The organism is Pseudomonas sp. 18-147, from assembly GCF_051048045.1.
Classification (GTDB): Bacteria; Pseudomonadota; Gammaproteobacteria; order Pseudomonadales; family Pseudomonadaceae; genus Pseudomonas; species Pseudomonas aeruginosa.
The window spans coordinates 1,129,503-1,155,831 of sequence record NZ_CP182296.1; the positions used below are offsets into that span (position 1 = coordinate 1,129,503).

Here is a 26,329-nt window from a genome sequence, read left to right on the forward strand (position 1 = left end):
TGTCTCTTTAGGCAAAGCCTGAAGCGTGATTCACTGGGAAAAAGTGAATCCGGATTCAGTCATGGTCTATCGTGTCACCGAACGCCGCCTGCAACGCGATTCCGCGCTGCGCGAGCGCATCCTCCAGCTAGGCCTGCGGCGTGTCGCGGAGGGCGGTTTCGCCGCGCTGACCATGCAGGCCCTGGCCGACGACGCGGGGATCGCCACCGGCAGCCTGTACCGCCACTTCCGGGGCAAGGGCGAGCTGGCGGCGGAAATCTTCCGCCGCGCCAGCCAGCGTGAGGTCGATGCCCTGGCCGTCGTTCTGCGCGGTCCCGGCGCGCCCGCCTGGCGCCTGGCCGAGGGCTTGCGGCGCTTCGCCGCGCGCGCCTGGAGCAGCCAGCGGCTGGCCTTCGCCCTGATCGCCGAGCCGGTGGATCCTGAAGTCGACGAGCAGCGCCTGCGCTATCGCGAGGCCTACGCCGCACTGTTCGTCGAACTGCTCGAGGAGGGCCGGCGCAGTGGCGCATTCCAGCTTTCCCTGGTGCCGCTTGCCGCGGCCTGCCTGGTCGGGGCCATCGCCGAGGCGCTGGTCGGCCCCTTGTCTCCCCCGGCGCGCGCCGCTCGCGACAGCGGCCAGCCGGAACCGAGTCTGGAGCCGGTGAGTACGGCTCTGGTGAACTTCTGCCTGCGCGCGGTGGGCGCGCCTGTCTGCGAGGAACCCTCATGAACCTGCACCAGTACGCCGAAACCCACGAAGTGACCAACCAGGTACCGTCGCTGGATGGCGCCAACCTCTACCGCCTCGACCTGCCTCTCCAGGAGTGGGTGCGTCGCTACCAGGGCGGCTGGGCCGAGGAGCGCCTGCAGCGCTACGCTGAGCTGGCCGGCGGCCCGCTGATGGCGGCCGGCTTCCTGGCCAACCAGCACAAGCCGGAGTTCCATAGCCACGACCGCTACGGCAACCGCGTCGACCTGGTGGAGTTCCATCCCGCCTACCACGAGCTGATGCGCGCCGCCATCGAGCACGAACTGCCCTCGCTGCCCTGGACCGACCCGCGCCCCGGCGCCCAGGTGGCGCGGGCCGGGCTGTCCTACCTGCACAGCCAGGCGGAGGCCGGCACCGGTTGCCCGTTGACCATGACCTACGCCAGCGTGCCGGCGATTCGCCTGCAGGCGGACCTGGCCGAGAAATGGCTGCCGAAGATCCTCTCCCGCGAGTACGACCCGCGTAACGTGCCGATGGAGCAGAAGGCGGGCGTCACCATCGGCATGGCGATGACCGAGAAGCAGGGCGGCACCGACGTCCGGGCCAATACCACGCGGGCCTACCCGGTGGGGATTCCCGGACCGGGGCAGGCCTACGAACTGGTCGGGCACAAGTGGTTCTGCTCGGCGCCGATGTGCGACGCCTTCCTCACCCTGGCCTACACCGACAAGGGCCTGACCTGCTTCCTGCTGCCGCGCCACCGGCCGGACGGCAGCCGCAACCAGTTATACATCCAGCGCCTGAAGGACAAGCTGGGCAACTGGTCGAACGCCTCCAGCGAAATCGAGTATCGCGGCGCCCTGGCCTGGATGGTCGGCGAAGAGGGCCGTGGCGTGCCGACCATCATCGAGATGGTCGCCATGACCCGCTTCGACTGCATGATCGGCTCCAGCGCACTGATGCGTCAGGCGTTGACCCAGGCCGCCCACCACTGTGCCTACCGCAAGGTCGGCGGGCGGGTGCTGGCCGAGCAACCGCTGATGCAGAACGTGCTCGCCGACCTGGCCCTGGAAAGCGAGGCGGCGCTGGCCCTGACCCTGCGCATGGGGCATGCCCTGGACCGTGCCCACGACGAGCAGGAGGAGAAGTTCGCCCGCCTGGTCACCGCGGTGGGCAAGTACTGGATCTGCAAGCGTGCCCCGGCGATGATCAACGAAGCCTCCGAATGCATGGGCGGTGCCGGCTACGTCGAGGAAACCATCCTGCCGCGGCTGTACCGCGAGGCCCCGGTGAACTCGATCTGGGAAGGTTCCGGCAACGTGCAGTGCCTGGACGTGCTGCGTGCCCTGTCGAAGGAGCCGGGGGTGCTCGACGCGTTGTTCGCCGAACTGGGCGACGGCCATGGCGACGCCCGTCTCGCCGCGCACATCGGCAACCTCAAGGCGGCCTTCGCCGACACCGCCGACATCCAGTACCGCGCCCGCCAGCTCACCGAGGACGTGGCGATCGCCCTGCAGGCCAAGCTGTTGCTGGAAGCCGGCAACTCCGCGGTGTCCGACGCCTTCATCGGCAGTCGCCTGGGGGACGGCGGGCGGGTCTACGGCACCCTCCCGCGCGGCGTCGAGGTCGAGGCGCTGTTGGCTCGCGCCACCCCGCACCTGACCTGAGGCGCGTCGCGATGCAGGCGCATCCGCGCTACCGGGAGCTGGTCGAGCAGGGCTTCGCCGCGGCCAGTTTCGTCGGCGACCTCGGCATCCGTCCGCTGGACTGCGGGCCGGGTTGGGTCGAAGCGGGGCTGGACATCCTGCCCCGCCACGCCCAGCAGAACGGCTTCATCCATGCCGGGGTCCAGGCGACCCTGGCCGACCATGCCGCCGGGGCCGCCGCCGCGACCCTGGTGGAGGAGGGGCAGACGGTGCTGACCCTGGAGTTCAAGCTCAACCTGTTGCGCCCGGCGCTTTGCCAGCGCCTGTTGTGTCGCGCCGAGGTGCTCAAGGCCGGGCGCCAGGTGACGGTGGTCGAGGCCGAGGTGTTCGCCGAGCGGGACGGTCGGCGGCACCTGTTCAGCAAGGCCACCGTGACCATGGCGGTGGTGGCGCTGGCCGAATGAGGTAACGGGAGAAAAGCGCTGTGTTTTCCTGTCGGTACAGGCAAGATGTTTTCCATGCGAACCGACAGGAAGCCCACCATGAGTATCGATTCCGACGACGGGTTCGTCGTCGCCCGCACGGCCGAGGAGGCCGTCGACCGTCTTGCCGAGCTGCACCGCCAGGCCACCGCGGCGCTGAGCCAGGCGCTCAAGCGCTACATCAAGGAGCGCATCGAGCCAAGCGAGGCCGAGCGGCAGAACTTCCACTACCCGCAACTGCGCATCGGCTACCGCTGCCAGGGCGAGGTGCCGTCCACCACCCGCGCCTACGCCAAGGTCCAGGTGCCGGGCGAATACAGCGTCACCGTCACCCACCCCGACGCCTTCCGCAAGTACCTGCTGGAACAGTTGCGTCCGCTGATGGACGATTTCACCGTGCAGGTGCAGGTCGGCCCGAGCCAACAGGACATCCCCTATCCCTACGTGGTCGAGCAGGGCGACGAGCTGGCCGGCTCCGGGGTGACCGCCGCCGAGCTGGCGCGGGTGTTCCCCAGCACCGACCTGTCCGCCGCTTCCGACGACATCGCCGACGGCCTCTACGAATGGGAACGCGCCGACCAGTTGCCGCTGGCGCTGTTCGACGCCGCGCGGGTGGACTTCTCCCTGCGCCGCCTGGTGCACTACACCGGCAGCGACTGGCGCCACGTGCAGCCGTGGATCCTGCTGACCAACTACCACCGCTACGTCGACCAGTTCATCCGCCTCGGCCTGACCCGCCTGCGCGAGGACCCGCGCTTCGTGCGCATGGTCCTGCCGGGCAACGTGATCATCGAACGCGGGATGGACGAAGGCGAGGCCAACGCCATCGTCGCCGGGGTGGTCTGGCACCGCTACCAGATGCCGGCCTACCACCTGATCGCCGCCGATGGCGACGGCATCACCCTGGTCAACATCGGGGTCGGCCCGTCCAACGCGAAGAACATCACCGACCACCTGGCGGTGTTGCGTCCGCATTGCTGGCTGATGATCGGCCACTGCGGCGGCCTGCGGCAGTCGCAGACCATCGGCGACTACGTACTGGCGCACGCCTACATGCGCCGCGACGGCATCCTCGACCGCGCGCTGCCGCCGCACATCCCGATCCCGGCGCTGGCCGAAGTCCAGGTCGCCTTGCAGGAAGCCGCCGCCGAAGTCACCGGCGAGCGCGGCGAGTCGCTCAAGCGACGCTTGCGCACCGGCACCGTGCTCACCTACGACGACCGCAACTGGGAGCTGCGCTGGGCCCAGGAGCGGCCACTGATCAACCTGGCGCGGGCCATCGCGGTGGACATGGAGAGCGGCACCATCGCCGCCCAGGGCTACCGCCTGCGGGTGCCCTACGGCACGTTGCTGTGCGTCTCGGACAAGCCGCTGCACAGCGAGATCAAGCTGCCCGGCTCGGCCAACGCCTTCTACGAGCGCGCGGTGAACCAGCACCTGCGGATCGGCATCGCCGCCCTCGACCTGTTGCGCAGCCAGCTCAACTCGCTGCACTCGCGCAAGCTGCGGAGTTTCGACGAGCCGCCGTTCCGTTGATCGGACGCGCCGCGGTTTCCGTGCGGAAACCGCGGCGCGCTTCTACGCCTTGCGGCGCCGAGGCCCTACAATGATGGCCCTTCGCCCTGCGTGGAACCGCGGCGCCCTCTGCCGGTCGGAACGACCACGCCTGCCATCGATGTGAGCCTCATGCCGTTCAGCGTCCCCACTCATCTCAGCAACCCGCTCCGTCGCTTCGCCCGCCGCCTGGTACCCGATGCCGCGCCGGAAGTGGCAGCGCCGTTGCCGATGCCGGAAAGCCTGGCCGGCGAACCGTGGTTCTCGGTCGGGCGGGCGGTCGAGGCCCTCGGCGGCGAGCGGGTCGATGGCTGGATCCTGGAAGAATGGCGTGGCTTGGCCCTGCGCGCGCGTTTCAGCGCTTGCTGGCGCGATCCGCGCGGCAACCTGTGGAATGTCCTGCCGCAGGCGGGCGCCATCGCTTTCCTGGCCGACCCGCAGCGGCGCTACGAAGGCGTGCCGCTGGCCGACCAGTACCAGGCGCTCAGCCGCGATGTCCTGCTGGAAGACTATCTCGGCCTGCGGCGCCAACTGGCCCGCGCCGGCCTGGACGACGAGGCCCGCGAGCGCCTGGCCGGGATGGCCGCGCGCCTGGAAAGCTGGCTGGCCCTGGGCGGCCGTGGCGACCAGGCTTGTCCGTGCGGCAGCGGCAAGCGCTACCGCAACTGCTGCTCCCGCCTGGTGGCCTCGGCCTCCTGAGCGACGTTGCGCGGTGCGACGCGCCACTGCTCGCCGGGTTTCGGCGTGCCGAAGGTCGCCGGGTCCACGCCTTGGCTGCGCAGTGCCGCCTGGAGCGCCTTGGGCGGGTCGTCCTGCTGTTCGTCGGTGAGATTGAAGGTACCGAAGTGGATGGCCATGCTGGCCTGCGCCTGCAGCGTGCGATGGGCCTGCACCGCGTCGTCGGGATTCATGTGGTGGTCGCGCATGAACCAGCGCGGCTCGTAGGCGCCGATCGGCAGGGCGGCGAAACGCATCGCCCCGAAGCGCTGGTTGATCAGCCCGAACTCCGGGCCGAGCCCGGTATCGCCGGGAAACAGCAGCGGGCCATCCGGCGAGTCGATGACGAAGCCGAGCCAGAGCGTGCGGTTGGTGTCGCTGCGGGTGCGCGACGACCAGTGCTGCACCGGTACGCCATGCAGCGTCAGGCCAGCGCCCAGCGGCACGGCCTGCCACCAGTCGATCTCCACGACGTCGGCGAAACCTGTCTGGCGGATCAGCCCGGCGTTGCCCAGGCCGCTGACCACCTTGGCCGTCGGCCAGCGCCGGTGGAGCTGGCGCAGGGTTTCCAGGTCGAGGTGGTCGTAGTGGTTGTGGCTCACCAGCACCAGGTCGATCGGTGGCAACTGGTCGAGCGTCAACCCGGGCGGATGGTGGCGCTTCGGGCCGATGAAGGCGAGCGGGCTGACCCGTTGCGACCAGACCGGGTCGGTGAGGATGTTCAGGCCGCGGTGCTGGATCAGCAGGGTGGCGTGGTTGATGTAGGTGACCCGCAGTTCTTCGCCGCGGGCGCGCTCGTTCACCCTTGGCGGCGTTGCCGTCGGCGGCAGGGCGAACCACGGGCGTTGCGGCGGGCGGTTCCACTGCCACTTGAGCAGGTCGCGCAGGCTCTTGTGCGCGGTCGGCTGGATATTGCGGAAACGTTCGCCGTCGAAATGGTCCGAAGGCGGACCCTGATAGGCGCTGCCAGCGCAGCCGGCCAGGGTCAGCAGGCTGATCAGCCAGGTGGGACGCAGGGAGGGCATGAGGGGATGCTCTTGCGGTCAGGCTCTCGGACAACCTAGCATGCCGCCCGGTACCCCGATCAAGCCAACTCGTTTCCAGTCATGTCCCGTCCCCCGCGTCCTTCCCCGCGTCATCCCGTCCGCCCTGCGCCACGCCGGGTGGCCAAGGCGCCGCCGAGCGAGCCGAAGCTGCTGCTGTTCAACAAGCCGTTCGACGTACTGACCCAGTTCAACGACGAGCAAGGGCGCTCGACCCTCAAGGACTTCATCCCGGTGCCGGGCGTGTATCCGGCCGGGCGCCTGGACCGCGACAGCGAGGGCCTGTTGCTGCTGACCAACGACGGTCGCCTGCAGGCGCGCATCGCCGACCCCCGGCACAAGCTGCCGAAGACCTACTGGGTGCAGGTCGAAGGCACGCCGGACGAGGAGCAATTGCGGCGCCTGCGCGAGGGCGTGACGCTCAACGACGGCCCGACGCTGCCCGCCGAGGCGCGTCTGCTGGATGAGCCGACGTTGTGGGAGCGGGTGCCGCCGGTGCGTTTTCGCAAGTCGGTGCCGACCCACTGGCTGGAATTGGTGATCCGCGAGGGGCGCAATCGCCAGGTGCGGCGGATGACGGCGGCGGTGGGCTTGCCGACGCTGCGGCTGGTGCGGGTGCGGATCGGCCCCTGGAGCCTGGACGGCCTGGGCCTCGGGGAATGGCGGGAAGTGCCGGCGCGGCTGGACTGACGAGAGGGGCGTCGTCCAGCGGGCGCGGAACGATCAGTAGTACGACTTGATCACGGCGATGCCGCGACCCATCACGTCGCGCCAGGCGTCGCGGGTCTCGGCGTCGCAGTCGCGGTCGTGCTCGGCGACCGCCATCAGCAGGGCGTCCAGCCACAGGTCGTAGAGTTCCGGGCGGATATCCAGCGCGGCGCGCGAATGGCTGGCGCCGAGGGCGCGCAGCTTGCTGTCGGACATGCCGCGGGCGTACATCACCAGGTTCATGATCCCGGCACGCAGCAGGTGTTTCTGCGCAGTCATGTCGGTGGTGGCGAACTTGGCGCGAATCTGCGGGGAACTGGCAAGGAAATGCCGGTAGAAATCATCGAAGAATCCGGTGCTGGCACAGCAGCGTCCATAACTCTGCATGACGCGGTCGGCGGCGTTCATGGCGACTCCCTTGTTCTAGGCAATGGCAAGGCGAGCCGGCCCCGTTGGCCGGGGCCGGCGGATGATTACGAATGGTTGGATGACGCGCGTGGCGCCGGGGTTACATGCCCGCGCCTTCGAGGCTGCCGATGACCAGGCCCTTGATGATGAAGCCCAGTACGCCCAGGCCGAGGGCGAAGAACAGGATCAGGGTTCCGAACTTGCCGGCTTTCGACTTCTTCGCCAGGTCCCACACGATGAAAGCCATGAACAGGATAAGCACGGTCACCAGACCGGTCATCATCCACTCTTCGAACAGTTCGGGATCCATTGGCAACCTCCGGATTTTCAAGCAAACGAAGTCCGGCTCGCGGTCGGACGGAGCGTGCCATGGGGGGCGGGCAAGGCGTTTATCGTTCTACGAGCAGGCTGCTCTTTATATGCGGGGGCCACGCGGGCATGACAACTGAAACAGGCTGCCGATTATACGGCATGCCGCCTGTTCCGTGTCATGTCCCAGGTCTCGCTACGATCAATCGCGCAGGTGCTCCAGCGGCAGTTCGGTACTCGCCAGCACCTGGTTGAGGACGAAGCTGGAGCGCACGCTGGAGACCCCTTCGATGCGCGTCAGGGTACCCAGCAGGAGCTTCTGGTAATGGTCCATGTCCGGCACCGCGACCTTCAACTGGTAGTCCGCGTCCATCCCGGTGACCAGGCTGCACTCCAGCACTTCCGGGCATTTGCCGATGACTTCCTGGAAATGTTCGAAGCGTTCCGGGGTGTGTCGGTCCATGCCTATGAGGACGAAGGCGGTGAGGCTCAGGCCGAGCTTCTTGCGGTCCAGCAAGGCTACCTGGCGGACGATGTAGCCGTCGTCCTCGAGCTGCTTGACCCGTCGCGAACAGGGCGATGGCGACAGGCCTATCCGTTCTGCCAGTTCCTGGTTGGAGATGCGTGCGTCGCGCTGGAGTTCTTCGAGGATACGCAGGTCGTAGCGGTCGAGTTTGTTCATGGCGAGGATTTCTTTCAGGTTGATTGCCATCGGCAAGGTGAATTTGAGTGATTTATTGCGCAATCAAGGTTCTGGTGAGCAATATTAGCAATCATTGGTCGCGCCTGGCGACGTATTCTTTTACCCAGATTCACGGCCCGGACATCTCGTCCATCACGGCTCGCCCAATCAGGCCAGCCGTGGCCGCCGACCCTACAGGGTTGCGCCGGCCTCCGGGTTGCACACCGCCCAGAAGGTGGAGTGAGGTGAGCCGTCGCCAACAGCGCCGAGCCAGGACAGTTACCCCAGAAGGGAGGTCGACGGGCCTCCCTTTTTCTTTGCCCGCGATCCGGCCCGTGCCGCGCTTTTACCCATTCTTTACCCGGCGTTTACCCACCCTTGGCGGAAAACGGCGGAAAGTCGTTCCCGGGATCATTCGAACGTGGCCGGGCGACCAGGCCCGGGGCGAGGCAGACGATGAACGGTGGATGGTGGCGAATGCTCGGGGTGGGCGCTCTCTCGCTGAGCCTGTGCGTCCAGGCGCAGGCCGACGACGGCCGAGGGGGACGCGGTGGAGCCGGCGGCGAGCGCGGTGTTGCCCACGGACAACCGGGACCTGGCCGCGGCGAAGCGCATGGCGGCAGTTGGGGACCGCATCCCGACTGGCGTCCGGGCCGGGTGGTGGAGGCCTTGCCGCGCGGACACCTGCGGGTGCCCTATCGCGGCGGCGAGTATTTCTTCGACGACGGCTACTGGTACCGACCCGACGGCCCGCGCTATGTGCTGGTCGTGCCGCCCCGCGGGGTGCGCGTCCGCAGCCTGCCGCCCTATGCGGAGCAGGTCTGGCTGGGCAGCGTGCTGTACTTCCTTGCCGCCGGCACTTACTACCTGTGGCATGCTGACACCCGCGAGTACGAAGTGGTCAGCCCGCCGCCGCGGGCAGCGGGACCCGTTTATCCGGTCAGCGGGCCGGCCGCCAGCTACGACGTGGTGGCCTACCCCGCGCGCGGCCAGGGGCCCGACCAGCAGGGCCGCGACCGCTACGAGTGCCACCGCTGGGCGGTGGGCGAGAGCGGCTTCGACCCGGCGGGGGCGACCTACGCGCCGGCCGCCGAGGTCGCCAACGGCTACCGCCGGGCCATGGCCGCCTGCCTGAGCGGGCGCGGCTACAGCGTCAACTGACGGTTTCCTTGCCGACCACTTCCTGCGGGTCGGCATGGATCAGCACCTCGGCCTTCGGGTATTCGCGCTTGATCGCCAGCACTGCGCGGTCGGTCAGGGCGTGGGCCACCGACAGGCTCAGCTCGCCGGGCAGTTCGAGGTGCAACTGGACGAACCAGTGGTTGCCGGAAATCCGCGTGCGCACGTCGTGCGCGCCGAGCACTCCCGGCACGCTGCAGGCGAGTTCGCGCATGCGCTCGCTGATGTCGGTAGGCAGTTCCCGGTCCATCAGGATCGACACCGACTCGCGAGCGATCTGCAGGGCGCTCCAGAGGATGTACAGGGCGATGCCCAGGCCGAACAGGCCGTCGCTCTGTGGCCAGCCGTAGCGGGCCAGGAGCAGTGCCACGAGGATGCTGGCGTTGAGCAGCAGGTCCGAGCGGTAGTGCAGCGAGTCGGCGCGTATCGCGGTGGAACCGGTGCGGCGGATGACGTGGGTCTGGAAGGCCAGGAGAAGGGCCGTGAGCAGCAGCGACAGCAGCATCACCGCGATGCCCCAGGTGGCAGCGCCGAGGGGCTGCGGGTCGCGCAATTGCTCGACCGCCTGGATAGCCACCAGCACCGCGCTGGCACCGATGAACATCGCCTGGGCCAGGCCGGCCAGGGCCTCGGCCTTGCCGTGGCCGTAGCGGTGGTCGTCGTCGGCCGGGCGTAGCGAATAGTGCACCGCCAGCAGGTTGAGCAGCGAGGCGGCACTGTCCAGCAGGGAGTCGGTGAGGCCGGCGAGCAGGCTCACCGAACCGCTCAGCCACCAGGCAATGGCCTTGCCGATGACCAGGGTGACGGCGACACCGAGCGAGGCCAGGGTGGCCAGGCGCAGCAGGCGGGCGTGGGGGGAATCGGGACTCATGGGGCGCTTCTGTCAGGAGGGACGGCGCCACTGTAAACCAACCGGGCGGCGACCGGGCACTGACGCACGGTCGCGCTCGGAGGGCGGATCAGGCGGCCGGCTTCAGGCCATAGGCCGCCAGTTGCTCGACGCTGCCGCTGTGGCGGATGAGGCGCGGGTCGTCGAGCGGCAGTTCACGGCCGATCTCGCGTTCGAGGATGGCCTTGAGCTTGCGGTTGTCGACCTTGCCGTCCGCGCCGACGGCATCCTTGAGCACTTCCGGGGCGACCGAGTACTTGGCGTCGGGCAGGTAGATGGCGCCGGTGGCGAAGTCGACGCCGAAGGCGATCAGGCCGGGGATGATATAGAACAGCAGGCCGATGGCGTCGAAGGCGACGATGGCCGGATCGATGCGACCGTCGATCTGGCCGCGTCGCTCGGGGTAGAACAGCGTACCGCAGGCCGACAACTGGCTCAGCAGGGCTGCACTGAGAACGGCACAGGAAACGCGGGTGGCAAGGCGCATGTATGACCTCCGGGTGAACATGACGGCGAACTATAGCAATCGACCAGCGTTCGGCAATCTTCTGCCGCGACGATGACGATAAGACCGTCGAAAGCGCCTGCCGGTTCGCCGGTATACTTCGTCGGTCAGTCCGGAGCCAGCATGATTTCCCTACCCATCGACGCCGTTGTTCCCGCCCTGCGCCAGGCCCTTGGTGCACAACACCAGGCCGTCCTGGAAGCCCCGCCGGGTGCCGGCAAGACCACCCGGGTGCCGCTGGCCCTGCTCGACGAGCCCTGGCTCGCCGGCCAACGCATCCTCATGCTCGAACCGCGACGCCTGGCGGCGCGGGCCGCGGCCGAGCGGCTGGCCGCCGAGCTGGGCGAAAAGGTCGGCGAGACCGTCGGCTACCGGATCCGCCTGGAGAGCAGGGGCGGCCCGAAGACCCGCATCGAAGTGGTCACCGAGGGTATTCTTGCCCGTCGCCTGCAAGACGACCCGGCGCTGGACGGTGTCGGCCTGGTGATCTTCGACGAATTCCACGAGCGCAGCCTGGATGCCGACCTGGCCCTGGCGCTGACTCTCAATGGCCGCGAACTGTTGCGCGACGAGCCGCCGCTGAAAGTGCTGGTGATGTCGGCGACCCTGGAGGGCGAGCGTCTTGCGGCGCTGCTCGGCGAAGCGCCGGTGGTGCGCAGCGAGGGCCGCATGTTCCCGGTGGATATCCGCTGGGGACGGGCGGCGCAACCCGGCGAGTTCATCGAGCCGCGGGTGCAGCAGGCGGTGCTCCAGGCGCTGGCGGAGGAAAGCGGCAGCGTGCTGGTCTTTCTTCCCGGCCAGGCCGAGATCCGCCGCGTTCACGAAGGCTTGCGCGAGGCCCTTGGCGGTCGCCCCGAGGTGCTGCTCTGCCCGCTGCATGGCGAGCTCGACCTCGCCGCCCAGCGCGCCGCCATCGAGCCGGCGTCGCGGGGCACGCGCAAGGTGGTGCTGGCGACCAACATCGCCGAGACCAGCCTGACCATCGACGGCGTACGGGTGGTGATCGACGCCGGCCTGGCGCGGGTGCCGCGCTTCGATCCGGGTAGCGGCATGACCCGCCTGGAGACCCAGCGCATCTCCCGCGCCTCCGCTACCCAGCGTGCCGGCCGCGCAGGGCGCCTGGAGCCGGGCGTATGCTACCGCTTGTGGTCGGAGAGCCAGCATGAGCAGTTGCCTGCCTACGGCACGGCGGAAATCCTCCAGGCCGATCTGGCCGGGCTGGCCCTGCAACTGGCGCGCTGGGGCGTGGCGCCGGAGGAGCTGGCCTGGCTCGACGCGCCGCCCGCGGCGGCCTACGCCCAGGCCCGCGAGCTGCTCGGGCGGCTGGGGGCGCTGTACGCCAGCGGCGCGTTGAGTGCCCATGGCCAGGCGATGGCCGAATTGCCGACCCATCCGCGCATTGCCCACCTGCTGCTGCGCGGCCAGGCCCTCGGCCTTGGCGAACTGGCTTGCGACGTAGCGGCGCTGCTCGGCGAACGTGACATACAGCGTGGCGGCGGCGCCGACCTGCACAGCCGTCTCGCCCTGCTCGCCGGCGAGGCCCGCACTGGCGCCTCGCGCGGCGCGGTACAGCGCGCCCGGCAACTGGCCCGGCAGTTCCGCGGTTACCTGCGCGGCGCCGCCAGCGAGGCGGTCGTCGATCCCGGTCATCCGCGTTGGCTGGGTTGCCTGCTGGCCTTCGCCTATCCCGACCGCATCGCTCGCCAGCGCCGCGCCGGTGGCGGCGACTACCGGCTGGCCAATGGACGCGCTGCGCAGTTCGGCGAACCGGACAGCCTGATGAAGCAGCCCTGGCTGGTGATCGCCGATCTGGGCAGCCGCCAGGGCCAGCGCGAAGAGCGGATCTACCTGGCCGCCGAACTCGATCCGAGGTTGTTCGATACGGTCCTGGCGGAGCAGGTCAGCCAGCGCGACGAGCTGCAGTGGGACGAGCGCGAAGGCGTGCTGCGCGCCGAGCGCCAGCGCCGGGTCGGCGAACTGGTGCTGTCCAGCGAGGCGCTACCCGGCCTCGACGAAGCGGCGCGCAGCCAGGCGCTGCTCGGCCTGGTCCGGCGCAAGGGCCTGGAGTTGTTGCCTTGGACCCCGGAACTGCGCCAGTGGCAGGCGCGCATCGGCTTGCTGCGCCGGCTGGACCTGGAAGACAAGGGCGAGAGCGAGTGGCCGGACGTCAGCGACGCCGCGTTGCTGGAACGGTTGGAGGAATGGTTGCCGGCCTATCTCGGCAAGGTCACCCGCCTGGCTCACTTCGCCAACCTCGACCTGGCTTCGATCCTCGCCGGGCTGTTGCCCTGGCCATTACCGCAGCGTCTCGACGAGTGGGCGCCGAAAACCCTGGAAGTCCCCTCCGGCTCGCGCATCCGCCTGGACTACAGCGAAACCCCGCCGATCCTCGCGGTGCGCCTGCAGGAACTGTTCGGCCTCGGCGACACTCCGCGCATCGCCCAGGGCCGCCTGGCAGTGAAGCTGCACCTGCTGTCTCCCGCGCATCGCCCGGTGCAGGTGACCCAGGACCTGGCGAACTTCTGGCGCAGCACCTATGCGGAAGTCAGGAAGGACCTGAAGGGACGCTATCCGAAGCATTATTGGCCGGACGACCCGCTGGTGGCCGAGGCCACTGCCCGGGCCAAGCCACGCAAGTAGTCGACGGCGCTCAGAGCACCCGGGTCAGGTCGTCGTCGAGGAAGTGCCGGAAACTCAGGCGCTGGCCGTCGGCGAAGTCGAAGTGGCTGTCCAGGGTCGGGCCGTTGAGGACGAACTCCAGGGCCAGCAGGCGCACACCGGCCAGGCCGCGCTGCCGGCCGAGGTCGTGCAGGCGGTACTCGCCCGGGCCTTCGTCGTTCTCGCAGGGCCGCGGCGCTTCGCCGCTGCGCCAGAACACCGTCTCGCCCTCGAAGTAGAGGCGATACCAGCGTTGCTCGAACTGCAGGTAGACCACGTTCACCGGATCGGCCGGACGGCCTTCCCACCACCATTCCTGGATCAGCAGCGACTGGCAGACCTGTCCGCGCAGGGCGGGCTGTTCGCCGTTGATCGTGCAGCAGGGGATGGCGGTATGCATCGGGCTCCTCCTCCGGGGTCGGTTCACAGCAGGGACAGGTCGGCGCCGTCGCTCCGCAACTGGTCGTAGGCCTGGTCCAGGCGGTCGCGCAGCGCTTCGGCGCCGGGAATGTGGCGCGAGACGATCATCCGCAGCGGCAGGCGGTACAGTTCCTGGCTTGCCAACGCCTGGCGGCTGGCCGCTTCCACCGGCGCCTGGTAGTCGAGCAGGTAGTCGCCGCGCCCGAGTTCGAGCATGCGCAAGGCGGCGTGGTGGGTGCCGGTGCGGTACAGGCGCAGGTGCAGGTTGGGGTCCTGGATGAAGTCGGTGACCGGTTTCCAGTAGCTGTAGCCGCTGATCAGGATCAGCCGGCGTCCGGCCAGGTCCTGGGGAACCCGCGGTGCCGGCTGGTGCGCCGGGTAGTACAGGTTCAGGCTGACGTGGCCGAGCACGCGCCGCGCCTGGAGGGTGTCGGCGGCCAGCTCCGGCTTGGCCGCGCCGGCCCACAGCGCCACGCTGCCATCCTGCAGCCCCAGGTACAGGCGCGCGCTGGGCAGGGCGCGGAACGCCGGACGATAGCCGGCCCGCTCCAGCAGCAGGCGGACCAGGCGGGCGCCGGAACCGGCGGCGTGGCCATCCCGGGCGGTATAGATGTAGGGGGGGAATTCGTAGTAGCCGACGTTCAACGACGGCCTTGCGTCCTGCGCATGGAGCTGCGGGGCGGCCAGCAGGGCGAACGCCAGCAGCGCGAGCAGGGGCGTTGTGGTGCGTAGGGGCATGGTGTGCGGCCTTGCCGTTTTTTGTTGTTATGAATGGGGGCGAAGCATGCGGCGCGCCGGGCCGCTTGTCCAGCCCGGCGCGCGCCCGGTCAATGGGGCAGCAGGAAGCGCGCGGCGAGCGGCAGGTGGTTGGAGATCTGCAGCGTATCGCTGCGCCGGACCCGGGCATCGAGACGGGTCAGCGAGGGGCTGTGGAACAGGTAGTCGAGGGTCCGATCCGGCCCCTGGACCCGTGGGTCGTTGGGGAAGTGCGTGTACCAGCGAACCTGGTCGACGCCACTGGCCTCTTCCACCGACGGCACCATCGGGAAGCGCCCGCTCAGGACGGCCAGTTCGCTGTCTTCCCGGTAGGGCGCGCGCAGCGGCGCCAGCAGGTAGGGATACTGGCCGGGCGGCAGCAGGTTGAGGTCGCCGCCGAGCAGCCAGGGCGTGCGCCTGGCCTGCAGTTCGTCGAGTAGTGTACGGGTGGTCTCGACCTGGCGCTCGAGGGTGTCGTCGTTCGCCTGCGGGCGGTCGAAGCGGGCGTTGAGCACGGCCAGCTCGCCGCCGCCGTCGATCGGCAGGTGGCTGACCAGGATCGCCGGGCGCGGCCCGAACAGGCGGTCGAACAGCCCGCCATCGCGTGGCGGCAACTGGCGCCGCTCGGCGCTATCGATGCGATAGCGGCTCAGGGTGGCCTGCTTGCGGCCGACGCTGCCGAAGATGTGCGGCGTCGGCACGAAGGCCGACTTCCACTCGTAGGCCTGGGCGCTGCAATGGTAGAGATCGTTGATGCGCTCCTGGATCAGCGCCAGTTGGTCCTGATCGTCGGTGGCGCTGGAGCCATCGTCGATCTCCTGGAGCAGGACCAGGTCCGGCTGCTCGTCGCGGATCACCCGGACCACCTCGTCGAGGGTGAACGCCAGGTCTTCGGCGGTGGGGCGCTGGTCCGGGCCGGTGGCATCCGGCAGGTCGTCCCAGAAGACGTAGCGCTTGCCGGCCAGGTACTGGATGTTCCAGGTCATCACCTTCAGGGCCTGCCCCGGCTTCAGCGCCGGCGCGGCGCCCTGGCAATGCAGGGGCGCGGCTTCGCGATCGGCGGGTTGCCAGCTCAGCAGGTAGCTGGCGAGCAGGGCACCGCCGACCAGCAGGAGCAGGCCGACGAACAGCAGGTTGCGTAGACGGGGCAGTGACATCGCAATCGAGACTATGCTGGAAAGGACCAGAGCATAGAGCTTGCCGCCGCGCATTTCATCCTTGCAGGTCGAATTGACGCAAGGGTTCGCGTTTTTTCGAGCGGGAGGGTACCGCATGCCGCGCAAGGTATTCAGCAGCCAGGCCTACCGCCACAAGGTGGTGCTGGTCAGCGGCGGCTGTTCCGGCATCGGTCGCGCGCTGGCACTGCGTTTCGCCCGGGCCGGTGCGCGACTGGCGATCCTCGACCTCGACCAGGCGGCGCTGGACAGCCTGGTCCAGCACCTGCGCGACCATCTCGGCGGCGAGGCGCTCGGCCTGCGCTGCGACGTCGCCGACGCCGATGCGGTGGAGCGTGCCGTGGCGCTGGCGGTGGAGCGCTTCGGCGGCATCGACGTGCTGGTCAACAACGCCGGCATCACCCACCGCGGTACCTTCGCCGAAACCGGCCTGGGGGTTTTCCGCAAGGTCATGGCGGTGAACTTCTTCGGCGCCGTGCATTGCACCCGCGCGGCGCTGCCGAGCCTGCTCGAACGGCGCGGGCAGATCGTCGTGCTCGGTTCGCTGACCGGTTTCGCCCCGTTGCTCTACCGCAGCGCCTACAACGCCAGCAAGCATGCCTTGCACGGTCTGTTCGACACCCTGCGGATGGAGCTGGAAGGCACCGGCGTCAGCGTGACCCTGGCCTGCCCGGGATTCACCGCCACCGACCTGCGCAAGAACGCGCTGGTCGGCGATGGCTCGGTGACTCGCCAGCCGGTGCAAGTGCTGGGCAGCCAGGTGGCATCGCCGGTGGAGGTCGCCGAGGCGATCTTCCAGGGCGCCGCGCGGCGCCGGCGCCTGCTGGTGCTGTCCAACGTCAACTGGCGGGCGCGGCTGCTGGCGCGCTTCTTTCCGCGTCTCTTCGAAAAGCTGCTGGTGCCGCGCCTGTCGGGACTCAAGCCGCAACCCTGACGGTGCTCAGTGGGCGTGGTCGTGGGCGTCGAAGCCCTGGCTCATGTCCCAGTAGGAGGCCTCGACCTTGTGCCCGTCGAGGTCGCGGATGAAACACCCGTAGTAGGGCTCGCCGTACAGCGGACGCGGGCCCGGCGCGCCCTCGTCGCGTGCGCCGGCGGCCAGGGCCGCGGCGTGGAAGGCGTCGACCTGGGCCTTGCTGTCGGCGAAGAAGCCGACGTGGCTGCCGTTGCCGACGCTGGCGGGACGGCCGTCGATCGGCGCCTGCACCCAGAACTCCGGATAGAGCTTGCCGTAGGCTACGGCGCCGGGGTATTCGAGGATCACCTTGCAGCCGAGGGCGGCCATCACCGCGTCGTAGAAGGCTCGGGCACGGGGAAAGTCGTTAGTGCCGATGGACAGGTGGGAAATGCAGCTGGGGTTGGCCGATTCGTCGCTCATGGTCCGTTCCTCGAGGCAGGGCTCGTCAAGCATAGGCCAGCGCGGCGAATCGGCGCGCGGCGCCGTTCACATCCCGTTGCGTGGCGCCGGACCGAGGCTGTAGATGCGGAAGGCGACGATGGTCAACAGCAGCTGGAAGAACCCGCTGAGCGCATGCAGGGCGACCCGCAGCACGACGGCGTCGCCGGCCGAATCGGCGAGCCAGGCTTCCAGGCTCCAGACCGGCAGCAGGATCACCAGCGAACAGGCGAGGATCAGGAAGAATCGCCCACGGGTGAACTCGAAGCTTTCCCGCAGCGCCTGCAGCGGACTACGGCCGCGCAGCACCAGGCAGAATTCGGCGAAGGACAGCTTCACCATGACGAAGATGCCCGGCAGGATCAGCAGCGACAGGCCGAGCACGATCAGCAGCGAAGTCAGCGCCGCGAGTAGCGCGAAGGCTGGCCACAGGCGCAGCGCGGCGCTCCACAGCTGGCCGACGCGAGGCCGCTCGTCGCGCCCGCGCGCGTCCATGAACAGGATCAGGGCTGCGGTGTAGAGCGGGTAGAAGAGCAGTCCGGCGACCAGGCTCCAGGCGCCCATCTGCTGGGGGCCGACGGCTTCGTCGATCTGCTGCTGGAGCAGGCTTTCGAGGAATATCCAGGGCAGGCAGAGCGGCACCAGGGTGGTCAGGTGGCGGGTGAAGAAGAACCAGGCGTCACGCAGCGGCAGCAGAGGATTCATCGCGGGTCGGCAGATCGGATACGAGCCCGCGACTCTAACCCAGCCGGCCGCCGAGGCCAACGCCTGGCGGCCGCCGTTGCCGTTCAGGCCGCTTCGCGAGCCTGGGCCTGCTCCAGTTCGCGGACCAGCGGCAACACGTGCTTGCCGAAATACTCCACTTCTTCGTGGAAGTGCAGGAAGGCCGACAGCACCAGGTCGACCCCGGCCGCCTTCAGCGCGACGATGCGCTCGGCGATCTGCCGTGGCGTGCCGATCAGGTTGGTCTTGAAGCCGTCGTTGTATTGCACCAGGTCTTCGAAGGTGGATTTGGCCCAGTTGCCATCGCCCTCCGGCGAGGCCTTGCCGGCCTGTTTCACCGCGTCGCCGAAGGCGTTCACCGCCTCGTAGTCGGCCTTGGCGATGATCTCGTCGAGCACCGCCCGCGCTTCCTCCTCGGTGTCGCGGGCAATGATGAAGGCGTTCACTCCGACCTTGACCGAATGGCCGTTGGCCGCCGCCTTGGCGCGGATGTCCTCGACCTGGGCGCGGATGCCGTCGATGCTGTTGCCGTTGGTGAAGTACCAGTCGGACACGCGCGAGGCCATGTCCCGCGCCGCCCGCGAGCTGCCGCCCTGGAAGATTTCCGGGTGCGGCTGCTGGATCGGCTTGGGTTTCAGGGTGTAGTCGTGGAAACGATAGAAATCGCCCTTGAAGGTGAAGTTTTCCTCGGTCCAGATGCCTTTCAGCACGCGGATGAACTCCTCGGAGCGCCGATAGCGTTCGTCGTGCTCCAGCCAGGGTTCGCCGATGCCGGTGAACTCTCCCTTGAACCAGCCGCTGACGATGTTCACCGCGACCCGGCCATTGGTCAGTTGGTCGATCGTCGCCAGTTGCTTGGCCACCACCGCCGGATGCCAGGGGCCAGGCAGGATCGCCGCGATCACCTTGAGCTTCTCGGTGGCCGCCAGCAGGGCGTGGCTGATGGCCACCGACTCGTGCTGGTACTCGGCGCCGTAGCCGGCGGTGAAGCGGATCTGCGAGAGGGCGTAGTCGAAGCCGTTGCGTTCCGCCAACTGGGCCAGCTTGCGGTTGTAGTCGATGTCCCAGCTGGTGCGTTGCTCGATCTTGCTCACCACCAGGCCGCCGCTGACGTTGGGGACCCAGTAGGCGAAGCGGATCGGCTGTTGCTCTTGGCTCATCGGGGGTATCTCCGGGTAGGGGCGTGGTCCGGTGTCTATGAAGGAACCGTGCCATCCCGGATTCATGTTTTCGAATCAATGGCTTATGGGGGATATGGCGGAACCGGCCTGTCTTCTGCCGGACAGCCCTGTTGTCCCGCTGTTGCCCGGCAGACAGTCAGGCCGGCAAGCGCTGCAACAGTTCGGCGGCGCGCAGTACCACGGCGTACTCGCCGTGCAGGTTGGCCAACGCCATCGCATGCACCTCGTCGGCGCTGCGCGGGGTGCCGTGGAAATCGGGCTTGGCGAAGGTGAAGCAGGCGTCGGCCACTACCCAGGTCTGGAAGCCGAGGTTGCCGGCGCTGCGTGCGCTGGCTTCCACCGAGTTCTCCGTGGCTACCCCGACGAGCGCCACCTGGCGGATGTCGCGGACATGGAGCCAGCGTTGCAGGCCGCTGTTGATGAAGGCGTCGGGAACGTTCTTCTCGAACACCGCCTCGTCGTCGCGCGGCGCCAGCGCTGGCTGGAACTCCACGCCAGGCTGGCCGGGCGCGAAGGGCGAGCCGGGCTGCCGGGATACGTGCCGGACGTGCACCACCGGCCAGCCGGCGGCGCGCCAGGCGGCAAGCAGTTCGACGATGCGCGCCTCGGCGCCGGGATTGTTGCGCGGCGGCAGGTCGTGGCGCTGCATGCCGCGTTGCAGGTCGACGATCAGCAGGGCGACCTGGGACCGTGCGGAGCGCTGGGCATCGTCATTCATCGGGAATTCACCGGAGGAACTTGAGATCGTGCAGGGTGCTCCAATATTTCCCTTTGGTGCAATCCATCCTTCCTTCTCGAAATGCAGTCGAGGCGTGCGATGAAATCCGATGAGAAAACCCTGATCGACGGCCTGTTCAGCCGCCTGCGCGAGGCCGAGGGGCAGTCCGCTCCGCGTGACGCCGAGGCCGAGGCGCAGATCAACCAGCACCTGGTGCGGCAGCCGGCGGCGCCGTACTACATGGCGCAGGTGGTGCTGATCCAGGAAGCCGCGCTGAAGCGCCTCGACCAACGGGTGAAGGAGCTCGAGGCGCAGGTCGCCCAGTTGCAGCAGAGCCGTCCGAGCAGCGGCGGCTTCCTCTCCGGCCTGTTCGGCGGCGGCGCGCGCGACGAGCCGGCGCCGAGCCAATCGGGGCGCCCGGCGGGCTGGGGCGAGACGCGTTTCTCCAATCCGGCGGCGGCGGCCGGCGACATGCGTCCGGGTATGGCGCCCGCCGCGGCGGCCGCGCCTTCGCGGGCCAGCGGCTTTCTCGGCGGTGCGCTGCAGACGGCCGCTGGGGTCGCTGGCGGGATGCTGGTGGCCGACCTGCTCACCGGCATGTTCCGCCACAGCCAGCCGCAGGAAATCGTCGAGGTGATCCAGGACGTCCCGGTGGATAACCTCGACGCCAGCCAGTTTGCCGATCCCGAGCCGGCGACCGAGCGCTTCGCCGATAGCGACTATCCCGCCGACGGCGGTTTCGCCGATGGCGATTTCAGCGACAGCGACTTCAACGACGACTCCAGCTTCCTCGGCGACGACGATTTGTTCACCTGACCGTTAGGGTTGCGGGCCGTGGGCTGCGATAATGGTGGCCCACTGCCGTCGTTCCGGAGTTCCCCTTGAGTCGTCCCGAGTCGCCCGCGGCGAAGAAGATCGCTGTCTTCGCCGATGTGCAGAACCTCTACTACACCGTGCGCCAGGCCTACGGCTGCCATCTCAACTACGCCGCCCTGTGGGCAGACATCGCTCGCGGCGGGAGCATCGTCGAGGCCTATGCCTACGCCATCGACCGCGGCGACCCGCGTCAGCAGCAGTTCCAGCAGATTCTGCGCAACCTCGGTTTCACGGTGAAGCTGAAGCCCTACATCCAGCGTGCCGACGGCTCGGCCAAGGGTGACTGGGATGTCGGCATCACCATCGACGTACTGGATGCCGCGCCACGGGTGGACGAAGTGGTGCTGCTGTCCGGTGACGGCGACTTCGATCTGCTGCTGGAGAAGGTCATCCGCGCCCACGGCGTCGTGGCTACGGCCTACGGGGTGCCTGGCCTGACCGCCAACGCGCTGATCCGAGCGGCGTCGCGCTACGTGCCGATCGAGGGCGGACTGCTGCTCAAGGGCTGACCGGCCGCGCTCCAGAGGACGATGGGAGACGGCGAATCCGCTAGAATGCCGTCCGTTTCCTTTTTTCCGAGTCGCTCATGACGTTCGCTTCCCTCGGTCTGCTCGACCCCCTGCTCAAGGCCCTCGAAGGGCTCGGCCACGGCACGCCTACGCCGATCCAGGCCCAAGCCATACCCCCGGCGCTCAAGGGCCGCGACCTGCTCGCCGCAGCACAGACCGGCACCGGCAAGACCGCCGGTTTCGCCCTGCCGTTGCTGCAGCGGCTGACCCTGGAGGGGCCGCAGGTCGCTGCGAACTCGGTGCGTGCACTGGTCCTGGTTCCGACCCGCGAACTGGCCGAGCAGGTCCACGGCAGCGTCCGCGACTACGGCCAGCACCTGCCGCTGCGTACCGCGGTGGCCTACGGTGGGGTTAGCATCAACCCGCAGATGATGAAGCTGCGCAAGGGAGTGGATATCCTCGTCGCCACTCCCGGGCGGCTGCTCGACCTGTATCGGCAGAACGCGGTGAAGTTCGCCCAGCTCCAGGCGTTGGTGCTGGACGAAGCCGATCGCATGCTCGACCTCGGTTTCGCCCGCGAGCTGGACGAACTGTTCGCCGCGCTGCCGCGCAAGCGCCAGACCCTGCTGTTTTCCGCGACCTTCTCCGACGCCATCCGCACGCTGGCCCGTGAACTGCTGCGCGACCCGCTGTCCATCGAGGTCAGTCCGCGCAATACCGCGGCGAAGAGCATCAGGCAATGGCTGGTGCCGGTGGACAAGAAGCGCAAGGCCGAGCTGTTCTGCCACCTGTTGCAGGCCAATCGCTGGCGCCAGGCGCTGGTCTTCGCCAAGACCCGCAAGAGCGTCGAGGAACTGGTCGGACTGTTGCAGCGGCAGGGTATCGCCGCCGACTCGATCCATGGCGACAAGCCGCAGCCGGCGCGGCTGCGCGCCTTGCAGCGGTTCAAGGCCGGCGAGGTAGACCTGCTGGTAGCCACCGACGTGGCCGCGCGTGGCCTGGATATCGAGGAAATGCCGCTGGTGGTCAACTTCGACCTGCCGATCGTCGCCGAGGACTACGTGCATCGCATCGGCCGTACCGGACGTGCCGGTGCCTCCGGCCAGGCGGTGTCGCTGGTCTGCGCCGACGAAGTGGAGCTGCTGGCGGCGATCGAGACACTGATCGGGCAGACCCTGCAACGCCGCGAGGAGCCCGACTTCGAGCCGGAGCACCGGGTGCCGCAGACCGCGCCGGGCGGCGTGGTGCTGAAGAAACCGAAGAAGCCGAAGAAACCCAAGGCCGCGGAGAGCGTCGGCAAGCCCGGCAAGATCCACTTGGGCAGTTGGTTCGACAGCAGCGCGCCGACGGTCAAGGCGGTGCGCAAGGCACCGGGCTTCGGCGCGGGTGCGGCGGGCAAGCCGAAGAAGCGGCCGTCCGGCAAATAGCGAGGCGCTGGCGTACCGGTCTCTAGCGCCTGCCGCGCAACCAGGCCAGCGCGCCGAGTCCGGCCACGCGCCCGCTGGCGAAGCAGGCGGTCAACAGGTAGCCGCCGGTGGGCGCCTCCCAGTCGAGCATTTCCCCAGCGCAGAACACGCCGGGCAGGCCATCGAGCATCAGGTTGTGGTCGAGCGCCTCGAAGCGTACGCCGCCGGCGCTGCTGATCGCTTCGTCCAGCGGACGCGGGCGCAGCAGCGTCAGCGGCAGGCGCTTGATCGCCGCCGCCAGGCGGGCCGGCTCGGTATAGGTGGCGGCGGGGGTGAGTTCACGCAGGAGGCCGGCCCGAACCCCATCGATGCCCAACTGGCTGCGCAGGTGATTGGCCATCGACCTGGAGCCGCGCGGGCGAGCCAGGGCTGCCTCGATCTGCTCGCGACGCCTGTTCGGCAACAGGTCCAGCCATACTTCGGCCGAACCCCGTGCCTCGATCCGTTCGCGGATGGCGGCGGAGAGGGCATAGACCAGGCTGCCCTCGATACCGTCGCGGGTCACGACGAATTCGCCCTGGCGCGGCGTTTCGCCCGCCAGTCCCATGGCCACCGGTTTGACCGGAGCGCCGGAGAACTTGTCGCGAAACAGCTCGCTCCAGCCGTCGATCTCGAAACCGCAATTGCTTGGCCGCAGGGGCTCGACCTCGATGCCACGGGCGCGCAGCAGGGGCACCCAGGCGCCGTTGGAGCCCAGGCGCTGCCAACTGCCGCCACCGAGCGCCAGGATCACGGCGTCGGCGCGTATCGACAGGCGCTCGGCGGCGCTCTGGATGTCCAGCGTACCGTCCGCGTTCCAGCCCAGCCAACGGCAGCGGGTGTGGATGAGCACGCCTTGCTCGCGCAGGCGCTTGAGCCAGGCACGGAGCAACGGGGCGGCCTTCATGTCGGAGGGGAACACCCGGCCGGAACTGCCGACGAAGGTGTCGATACCCAGGCCGTGGATCCAGGCGCGCAACGCATCCGCGTCGAATTCGCCGAGCAGTGCGGCGATTTCCTTCTGGCGCCTGCCATAGCGGCCGAGGAATTGTTCCCTGGCCTCGGCATGGGTGATGTTCATGCCGCCGACGCCCGCGAGGAGGAATTTCCGGCCGACCGAGGGCATGGCGTCGAACACTTCCGTGCGTACGCCCGCCTGGCTCAGGACCTCCGCGGCCATCAGGCCTGCGGGACCGCCGCCGACGATGGCGACCTGGGGGGAAGGGGAGGATGCTTGACTGGGCATGTGGACGACGAGCGAGACCTGGGGAAACCGGCGTGCAGTGTAACCGAGGCGAAGACCGCCTCCGAGCCTTGTCGATGCCACCTGGTCCGCTCGCCGTGCGCCTGGTCAGGAACTGATCAACCGTCGCAAGGCCAGGCACGATGCGCTGCGCGAAGCGTTTTTCGCACCTTATCCACAGGCGGTTCCACACGCTTTGTGGAAATCCGCCGACGCTCGTCGCGTGGCAGGAACGGCTTCCGGTCGCGCTTGCCCGAAGGTGCCCTAGGCCTTGGCTTCGACAGCCAAGCGCCAGGTCAGTGGATCAGCGAATTGCGCTTGGCGAACTCTGCGAGGTCGACCAGCGAACCCAGGCCGAGCTTCTGCAGCAGGCGGGTCTTGTAGGTGCTGACGGTCTTGTTGCTGAGGAACAGCTTCTCGCCGATGGCCTTGTTCGAATAGCCCATGGCGAGATGCTGGAGGACGATCATCTCGCGGTCGGAGAGCAGGCCGATAAGCTCGCTTTCGGAAATGCGTTCCGGCGGGGTGCCGAGGGTATCGAACGTGAGCGAAGGAAAGAACGTGTAGCCAGCGGTCACCGCGTTCAGGGCGTTGATCAGGTTGTTCAGGTCTTCTTCCTTGTTGACGAACCCACGGGCACCGACCTGGATGCAGCGCTTGCAGAACGCCTCTGCGGATTGCGAAGTGAGTACCAGCACCTGGCTACGCAGTCCCAGGGACTTGATCCGCGAGATCACGGTCAGGCCATCGAGTTTGGGAATGCCGATGTCGAGAATCACCACGTCCGGTTCGTGCTCCCGGACCAACTGGATGGCATCCACGCCATTGTCCGTCTCGGCGACCACCTGCAGACCATGCTTTTCCAGCAGGACGCGCACGGCGAGACGGATGACGGGGTGGTCGTCGACGATCAGGACGGTATGCATAAATTCGATTTACCTTGAGGGACCGGGACAGGGTCGGGATTCGATTTCCCGGGCGCTGCCGCCGGTGGTCATCCATGTTGGGCGCTAGGCCGAGATCGCCGTCCAGAATAGCCTGTTAAGGCGGGGCGACTCGGTTTTTCATGTGGAACCATGCTAATCCAACCGAACCTCCAAATCAGTAGGAAAATTCCCACAAAACATGGGGACTTGTCCCATAGGTCTAGTAAGGGAAACACAGCAGTATATCGCCGGTATTTCCTGGAAACCCTGTGTGGACCGTGATGAATGATTTGAATGTTCTGGTGTTGGAGGATGAGCCTTTTCAGCGCCTGGTAGCCGTCACAGCCCTGAAGAAAGTGGTGCCCGGATCGATCCTCGAGGCGGCGGACGGCAAGGAGGCGGTGGCGATCCTGGAGTCCTGCGGACACGTCGACATCGCCATCTGCGACCTGCAGATGAGCGGCATGGACGGCCTGGCGTTCCTTCGCCACGCAAGCCTGAGCGGCAAGGTCCATTCGGTGATCCTCAGCAGCGAGGTGGATCCCATCCTGCGCCAGGCCACCATTTCGATGATCGAGTGCCTGGGCCTCAATTTTCTCGGCGACCTCGGCAAGCCATTCAGCCTGGAGCGGATCACCGCCCTGTTGACCCGCTACAACGCTCGTCGCCAGGACCTGCCGCGACAGATCGAAGTCGCCGAGCTGCCCTCCGTGGCGGACGTGGTGCGCGGCCTCGACAATGGCGAGTTCGAAGCCTACTACCAGCCCAAGGTGGCCCTGGATGGCGGCGGCCTGATCGGCGCCGAGGTCCTGGCACGCTGGAACCACCCGCATCTCGGCGTATTGCCGCCGTCGCATTTCCTCTATGTGATGGAAACCTACAACCTGGTCGACAAGCTGTTCTGGCAACTGTTCAGCCAGGGGCTGGCGACGCGCAGGAAGCTGGCGCAGTTGGGGCAGCCGATCAACCTGGCGTTCAACGTCCATCCTTCGCAACTGGGTTCGCGTGCCCTGGCCGAGAACATCTCGGCGTTGCTGACCGAGTTCCACCTGCCGCCCAGTTCGGTGATGTTCGAGATCACCGAGACCGGGTTGATCAGCGCTCCTGCCAGCAGCCTGGAGAACCTCGTGCGTCTGCGGATCATGGGCTGCGGCCTGGCGATGGACGATTTCGGCGCCGGCTATTCGTCCCTCGACCGGCTCTGCGAGTTTCCCTTCAGCCAGATCAAGCTGGACAGAACCTTCGTCCAGAAGATGAAGACCCAGCCCAGGAGTTGCGCCGTCATCAGCAGTGTCGTGGCGTTGGCGCAGGCGCTGGGAATTTCCCTGGTGGTGGAAGGGGTGGAGAGCGACGAACAACGGGTACGCCTGATCGAACTCGGTTGCTCCATAGCCCAGGGCTACCTGTTCGCCCGGCCGATGCCGGAACAGCACTTTCTCGACTATTGCTCCGGATCCTGACGCCGCCGCCCTGGCCTCGGCTGCCTCTAGCCGAAC

The 26,329-nt window shown here is 68.0% G+C and carries 28 protein-coding genes; 13 read left to right on the forward strand and 15 right to left on the reverse strand.

Annotated elements, in window-relative coordinates:
- The first annotated feature begins 61 nt into the window (after nucleotides 1–61).
- From ACM0M4_RS05395 to ACM0M4_RS05415, 5 genes are all read left to right on the forward strand, one after another.
- Nucleotides 62–709, forward strand: coding sequence for a TetR/AcrR family transcriptional regulator (locus ACM0M4_RS05395; protein ID WP_003093144.1), 648 nt, complete (start codon nucleotides 62–64; stop codon nucleotides 707–709).
- On the forward strand, nucleotides 706–2,355 hold the full coding sequence (locus ACM0M4_RS05400) for an acyl-CoA dehydrogenase family protein (protein ID WP_221345502.1): 1,650 nt from the start codon (nucleotides 706–708) through the stop codon (nucleotides 2,353–2,355). The genes ACM0M4_RS05395 and ACM0M4_RS05400 overlap by 4 nt, the downstream gene beginning before the upstream one ends.
- Before the next feature lie 11 nt (nucleotides 2,356–2,366).
- The gene (locus ACM0M4_RS05405) at nucleotides 2,367–2,798 is read left to right on the forward strand and encodes a PaaI family thioesterase (protein WP_003093139.1); all 432 of its coding nucleotides are present in this window, start codon (nucleotides 2,367–2,369) and stop codon (nucleotides 2,796–2,798) included.
- A gap of 54 nt (nucleotides 2,799–2,852) precedes the next feature.
- A complete protein-coding gene (gene amn / locus ACM0M4_RS05410; RefSeq protein WP_003119204.1) occupies nucleotides 2,853–4,352 on the forward strand; it encodes an AMP nucleosidase in 1,500 nt (499 codons plus the stop codon).
- A gap of 150 nt (nucleotides 4,353–4,502) precedes the next feature.
- Nucleotides 4,503–5,069 (forward strand): SEC-C metal-binding domain-containing protein, encoded by a 567-nt coding sequence (locus tag ACM0M4_RS05415; RefSeq protein WP_003106057.1) that lies wholly within the window; start codon nucleotides 4,503–4,505, stop codon nucleotides 5,067–5,069.
- On the opposite strand, the gene ACM0M4_RS05420 is transcribed toward ACM0M4_RS05415, so the two are convergent.
- Nucleotides 5,027–6,112, reverse strand: coding sequence for an MBL fold metallo-hydrolase (locus tag ACM0M4_RS05420; protein WP_054375832.1), 1,086 nt, complete (start codon nucleotides 6,110–6,112; stop codon nucleotides 5,027–5,029). The two genes, ACM0M4_RS05415 and ACM0M4_RS05420, sit on opposite strands and share 43 nt — an antisense overlap.
- 138 nt (nucleotides 6,113–6,250) lie before the next feature.
- Between ACM0M4_RS05420 and ACM0M4_RS05425 the strand changes: the two genes are divergently transcribed.
- The gene (locus ACM0M4_RS05425; RefSeq protein WP_003114324.1) at nucleotides 6,251–6,820 is read left to right on the forward strand and encodes a pseudouridine synthase; all 570 of its coding nucleotides are present in this window, start codon (nucleotides 6,251–6,253) and stop codon (nucleotides 6,818–6,820) included.
- Nucleotides 6,821–6,853: 33 nt separating this feature from the next.
- Here ACM0M4_RS05425 and ACM0M4_RS05430 read toward each other — a convergent pair whose 3' ends face one another.
- From ACM0M4_RS05430 to ACM0M4_RS05440, 3 genes are all read right to left on the reverse strand, one after another.
- Nucleotides 6,854–7,246: a globin gene (locus ACM0M4_RS05430; protein ID WP_003093127.1), complete on the reverse strand. Its 393-nt coding sequence runs from the start codon at nucleotides 7,244–7,246 to the stop codon at nucleotides 6,854–6,856.
- Nucleotides 7,247–7,346: 100 nt separating this feature from the next.
- On the reverse strand, nucleotides 7,347–7,556 hold the full coding sequence (locus ACM0M4_RS05435; RefSeq protein WP_003093125.1) for a DUF2788 domain-containing protein: 210 nt from the start codon (nucleotides 7,554–7,556) through the stop codon (nucleotides 7,347–7,349).
- Between the two features lie 201 nt (nucleotides 7,557–7,757).
- A complete protein-coding gene (locus ACM0M4_RS05440) occupies nucleotides 7,758–8,267 on the reverse strand; it encodes an Lrp/AsnC family transcriptional regulator (protein WP_221345567.1) in 510 nt (169 codons plus the stop codon).
- Between the two features lie 447 nt (nucleotides 8,268–8,714).
- Here ACM0M4_RS05440 and ACM0M4_RS05445 point away from each other — a divergent pair, with 447 nt between their 5' ends.
- The gene (locus ACM0M4_RS05445) at nucleotides 8,715–9,398 is read left to right on the forward strand and encodes a DUF6515 family protein (protein WP_003114323.1); all 684 of its coding nucleotides are present in this window, start codon (nucleotides 8,715–8,717) and stop codon (nucleotides 9,396–9,398) included.
- On the opposite strand, the gene fieF is transcribed toward ACM0M4_RS05445, so the two are convergent.
- The gene (gene fieF, locus ACM0M4_RS05450; protein WP_003093118.1) at nucleotides 9,391–10,287 is read right to left on the reverse strand and encodes a CDF family cation-efflux transporter FieF; all 897 of its coding nucleotides are present in this window, start codon (nucleotides 10,285–10,287) and stop codon (nucleotides 9,391–9,393) included. The genes ACM0M4_RS05445 and fieF overlap by 8 nt on opposite strands.
- 88 nt (nucleotides 10,288–10,375) lie before the next feature.
- Nucleotides 10,376–10,792 (reverse strand): hypothetical protein, encoded by a 417-nt coding sequence (locus tag ACM0M4_RS05455; protein WP_003093116.1) that lies wholly within the window; start codon nucleotides 10,790–10,792, stop codon nucleotides 10,376–10,378.
- Between the two features lie 141 nt (nucleotides 10,793–10,933).
- On the opposite strand from ACM0M4_RS05455, the gene hrpB reads away from it, so the two are divergent.
- On the forward strand, nucleotides 10,934–13,450 hold the full coding sequence (gene hrpB, locus ACM0M4_RS05460) for an ATP-dependent helicase HrpB (RefSeq protein WP_054375834.1): 2,517 nt from the start codon (nucleotides 10,934–10,936) through the stop codon (nucleotides 13,448–13,450).
- 10 nt (nucleotides 13,451–13,460) lie between these two features.
- Here the strand turns inward: hrpB and ACM0M4_RS05465 are convergent, their stop codons facing one another.
- From ACM0M4_RS05465 to ACM0M4_RS05475, 3 genes are all read right to left on the reverse strand, one after another.
- Complete coding sequence (locus ACM0M4_RS05465) at nucleotides 13,461–13,868, reverse strand: hypothetical protein (protein WP_003118266.1); 408 nt, start codon at nucleotides 13,866–13,868, stop codon at nucleotides 13,461–13,463.
- 23 nt (nucleotides 13,869–13,891) lie between these two features.
- Entirely contained in the window at nucleotides 13,892–14,626 is a 735-nt protein-coding gene (locus ACM0M4_RS05470; RefSeq protein ID WP_003106825.1) for a substrate-binding periplasmic protein, read from the reverse strand.
- A gap of 89 nt (nucleotides 14,627–14,715) precedes the next feature.
- Nucleotides 14,716–15,855, reverse strand: a complete 1,140-nt coding sequence (locus ACM0M4_RS05475; protein ID WP_054375835.1) for an endonuclease/exonuclease/phosphatase family protein — start codon at nucleotides 15,853–15,855, stop codon at nucleotides 14,716–14,718.
- 61 nt (nucleotides 15,856–15,916) lie between these two features.
- Between ACM0M4_RS05475 and ACM0M4_RS05480 the strand changes: the two genes are divergently transcribed.
- A complete protein-coding gene (locus ACM0M4_RS05480) occupies nucleotides 15,917–16,753 on the forward strand; it encodes an SDR family oxidoreductase (RefSeq protein ID WP_003106828.1) in 837 nt (278 codons plus the stop codon).
- 6 nt (nucleotides 16,754–16,759) lie between these two features.
- On the opposite strand, the gene ACM0M4_RS05485 is transcribed toward ACM0M4_RS05480, so the two are convergent.
- The 4 genes from ACM0M4_RS05485 to ACM0M4_RS05500 all read right to left on the reverse strand — a co-directional run bounded on the left by ACM0M4_RS05485 (nucleotide 16,760) and on the right by ACM0M4_RS05500 (nucleotide 19,834).
- Nucleotides 16,760–17,194 (reverse strand): VOC family protein, encoded by a 435-nt coding sequence (locus ACM0M4_RS05485; RefSeq protein WP_003106829.1) that lies wholly within the window; start codon nucleotides 17,192–17,194, stop codon nucleotides 16,760–16,762.
- A 66-nt stretch (nucleotides 17,195–17,260) separates the two neighbouring features.
- Nucleotides 17,261–17,917 carry a hypothetical protein gene (locus ACM0M4_RS05490; RefSeq protein ID WP_003114321.1) on the reverse strand — a complete coding sequence of 219 codons (657 nt, stop codon included), beginning with the start codon at nucleotides 17,915–17,917 and terminating at the stop codon, nucleotides 17,261–17,263.
- Nucleotides 17,918–18,000: 83 nt separating this feature from the next.
- Nucleotides 18,001–19,095, reverse strand: coding sequence for a dimethylsulfone monooxygenase SfnG (sfnG, locus tag ACM0M4_RS05495; RefSeq protein ID WP_003093107.1), 1,095 nt, complete (start codon nucleotides 19,093–19,095; stop codon nucleotides 18,001–18,003).
- Nucleotides 19,096–19,252: 157 nt separating this feature from the next.
- Nucleotides 19,253–19,834, reverse strand: a complete 582-nt coding sequence (locus tag ACM0M4_RS05500) for a cysteine hydrolase family protein (RefSeq protein ID WP_003106834.1) — start codon at nucleotides 19,832–19,834, stop codon at nucleotides 19,253–19,255.
- 99 nt (nucleotides 19,835–19,933) lie between these two features.
- On the opposite strand from ACM0M4_RS05500, the gene ACM0M4_RS05505 reads away from it, so the two are divergent.
- From ACM0M4_RS05505 to ACM0M4_RS05515, 3 genes are all read left to right on the forward strand, one after another.
- Nucleotides 19,934–20,650, forward strand: coding sequence for a DUF2076 domain-containing protein (locus ACM0M4_RS05505; protein WP_003114320.1), 717 nt, complete (start codon nucleotides 19,934–19,936; stop codon nucleotides 20,648–20,650).
- Nucleotides 20,651–20,715: 65 nt separating this feature from the next.
- Complete coding sequence (locus tag ACM0M4_RS05510) at nucleotides 20,716–21,219, forward strand: NYN domain-containing protein (RefSeq protein ID WP_003093104.1); 504 nt, start codon at nucleotides 20,716–20,718, stop codon at nucleotides 21,217–21,219.
- 77 nt (nucleotides 21,220–21,296) lie between these two features.
- Complete coding sequence (locus ACM0M4_RS05515) at nucleotides 21,297–22,646, forward strand: DEAD/DEAH box helicase (RefSeq protein WP_023084000.1); 1,350 nt, start codon at nucleotides 21,297–21,299, stop codon at nucleotides 22,644–22,646.
- 22 nt (nucleotides 22,647–22,668) lie between these two features.
- On the opposite strand, the gene ACM0M4_RS05520 is transcribed toward ACM0M4_RS05515, so the two are convergent.
- Together ACM0M4_RS05520 and ACM0M4_RS05525 are read right to left on the reverse strand one after the other, a co-directional pair.
- Nucleotides 22,669–23,844, reverse strand: coding sequence for a TIGR03862 family flavoprotein (locus tag ACM0M4_RS05520; protein ID WP_024928859.1), 1,176 nt, complete (start codon nucleotides 23,842–23,844; stop codon nucleotides 22,669–22,671).
- Between the two features lie 359 nt (nucleotides 23,845–24,203).
- Nucleotides 24,204–24,833: a response regulator transcription factor gene (locus ACM0M4_RS05525; protein WP_003106011.1), complete on the reverse strand. Its 630-nt coding sequence runs from the start codon at nucleotides 24,831–24,833 to the stop codon at nucleotides 24,204–24,206.
- Between the two features lie 281 nt (nucleotides 24,834–25,114).
- Here ACM0M4_RS05525 and rocR point away from each other — a divergent pair, with 281 nt between their 5' ends.
- Nucleotides 25,115–26,293, forward strand: coding sequence for a two-component system response regulator cyclic di-GMP-specific phosphodiesterase RocR (gene rocR, locus ACM0M4_RS05530; RefSeq protein WP_003106013.1), 1,179 nt, complete (start codon nucleotides 25,115–25,117; stop codon nucleotides 26,291–26,293).
- Nucleotides 26,294–26,329: the final 36 nt, after the last annotated feature.

Bases quoted from the DNA above. Each gene is read 5' to 3' on its own strand.
- ACM0M4_RS05465 (WP_003118266.1), bottom strand. From the start codon at position 13,868: ATGCATACCGCCATCCCCTGCTGCACGATCAACGGCGAACAGCCCGCC.
- ACM0M4_RS05440 (WP_221345567.1), bottom strand. From the start codon at position 8,267: ATGGCAATCAACCTGAAAGAAATCCTCGCCATGAACAAACTCGACCGC.
- ACM0M4_RS05475 (WP_054375835.1), bottom strand. From the start codon at position 15,855: ATGCGCGGCGGCAAGCTCTATGCTCTGGTCCTTTCCAGCATAGTCTCG.
- ACM0M4_RS05480 (WP_003106828.1), top strand. From the start codon at position 15,917: ATGCCGCGCAAGGTATTCAGCAGCCAGGCCTACCGCCACAAGGTGGTG.
- ACM0M4_RS05415 (WP_003106057.1), top strand. From the start codon at position 4,503: ATGCCGTTCAGCGTCCCCACTCATCTCAGCAACCCGCTCCGTCGCTTC.
- ACM0M4_RS05485 (WP_003106829.1), bottom strand. From the start codon at position 17,194: ATGAGCGACGAATCGGCCAACCCCAGCTGCATTTCCCACCTGTCCATC.
- rocR (WP_003106013.1), top strand. From the start codon at position 25,115: ATGAATGATTTGAATGTTCTGGTGTTGGAGGATGAGCCTTTTCAGCGC.
- ACM0M4_RS05515 (WP_023084000.1), top strand. From the start codon at position 21,297: ATGACGTTCGCTTCCCTCGGTCTGCTCGACCCCCTGCTCAAGGCCCTC.
- fieF (WP_003093118.1), bottom strand. From the start codon at position 10,287: ATGAGTCCCGATTCCCCCCACGCCCGCCTGCTGCGCCTGGCCACCCTG.
- ACM0M4_RS05525 (WP_003106011.1), bottom strand. From the start codon at position 24,833: ATGCATACCGTCCTGATCGTCGACGACCACCCCGTCATCCGTCTCGCC.
- ACM0M4_RS05400 (WP_221345502.1), top strand. From the start codon at position 706: ATGAACCTGCACCAGTACGCCGAAACCCACGAAGTGACCAACCAGGTA.
- sfnG (WP_003093107.1), bottom strand. From the start codon at position 19,095: ATGAGCCAAGAGCAACAGCCGATCCGCTTCGCCTACTGGGTCCCCAAC.
- ACM0M4_RS05405 (WP_003093139.1), top strand. From the start codon at position 2,367: ATGCAGGCGCATCCGCGCTACCGGGAGCTGGTCGAGCAGGGCTTCGCC.
- ACM0M4_RS05455 (WP_003093116.1), bottom strand. From the start codon at position 10,792: ATGCGCCTTGCCACCCGCGTTTCCTGTGCCGTTCTCAGTGCAGCCCTG.
- ACM0M4_RS05490 (WP_003114321.1), bottom strand. From the start codon at position 17,917: ATGAATCCTCTGCTGCCGCTGCGTGACGCCTGGTTCTTCTTCACCCGC.
- ACM0M4_RS05470 (WP_003106825.1), bottom strand. From the start codon at position 14,626: ATGCCCCTACGCACCACAACGCCCCTGCTCGCGCTGCTGGCGTTCGCC.
- ACM0M4_RS05430 (WP_003093127.1), bottom strand. From the start codon at position 7,246: ATGAACGCCGCCGACCGCGTCATGCAGAGTTATGGACGCTGCTGTGCC.
- amn (WP_003119204.1), top strand. From the start codon at position 2,853: ATGCGAACCGACAGGAAGCCCACCATGAGTATCGATTCCGACGACGGG.
- ACM0M4_RS05505 (WP_003114320.1), top strand. From the start codon at position 19,934: ATGAAATCCGATGAGAAAACCCTGATCGACGGCCTGTTCAGCCGCCTG.
- ACM0M4_RS05395 (WP_003093144.1), top strand. From the start codon at position 62: ATGGTCTATCGTGTCACCGAACGCCGCCTGCAACGCGATTCCGCGCTG.
- ACM0M4_RS05500 (WP_003106834.1), bottom strand. From the start codon at position 19,834: ATGAATGACGATGCCCAGCGCTCCGCACGGTCCCAGGTCGCCCTGCTG.
- ACM0M4_RS05420 (WP_054375832.1), bottom strand. From the start codon at position 6,112: ATGCCCTCCCTGCGTCCCACCTGGCTGATCAGCCTGCTGACCCTGGCC.
- hrpB (WP_054375834.1), top strand. From the start codon at position 10,934: ATGATTTCCCTACCCATCGACGCCGTTGTTCCCGCCCTGCGCCAGGCC.
- ACM0M4_RS05435 (WP_003093125.1), bottom strand. From the start codon at position 7,556: ATGGATCCCGAACTGTTCGAAGAGTGGATGATGACCGGTCTGGTGACC.
- ACM0M4_RS05445 (WP_003114323.1), top strand. From the start codon at position 8,715: ATGCTCGGGGTGGGCGCTCTCTCGCTGAGCCTGTGCGTCCAGGCGCAG.
- ACM0M4_RS05520 (WP_024928859.1), bottom strand. From the start codon at position 23,844: ATGGCCGCGGAGGTCCTGAGCCAGGCGGGCGTACGCACGGAAGTGTTC.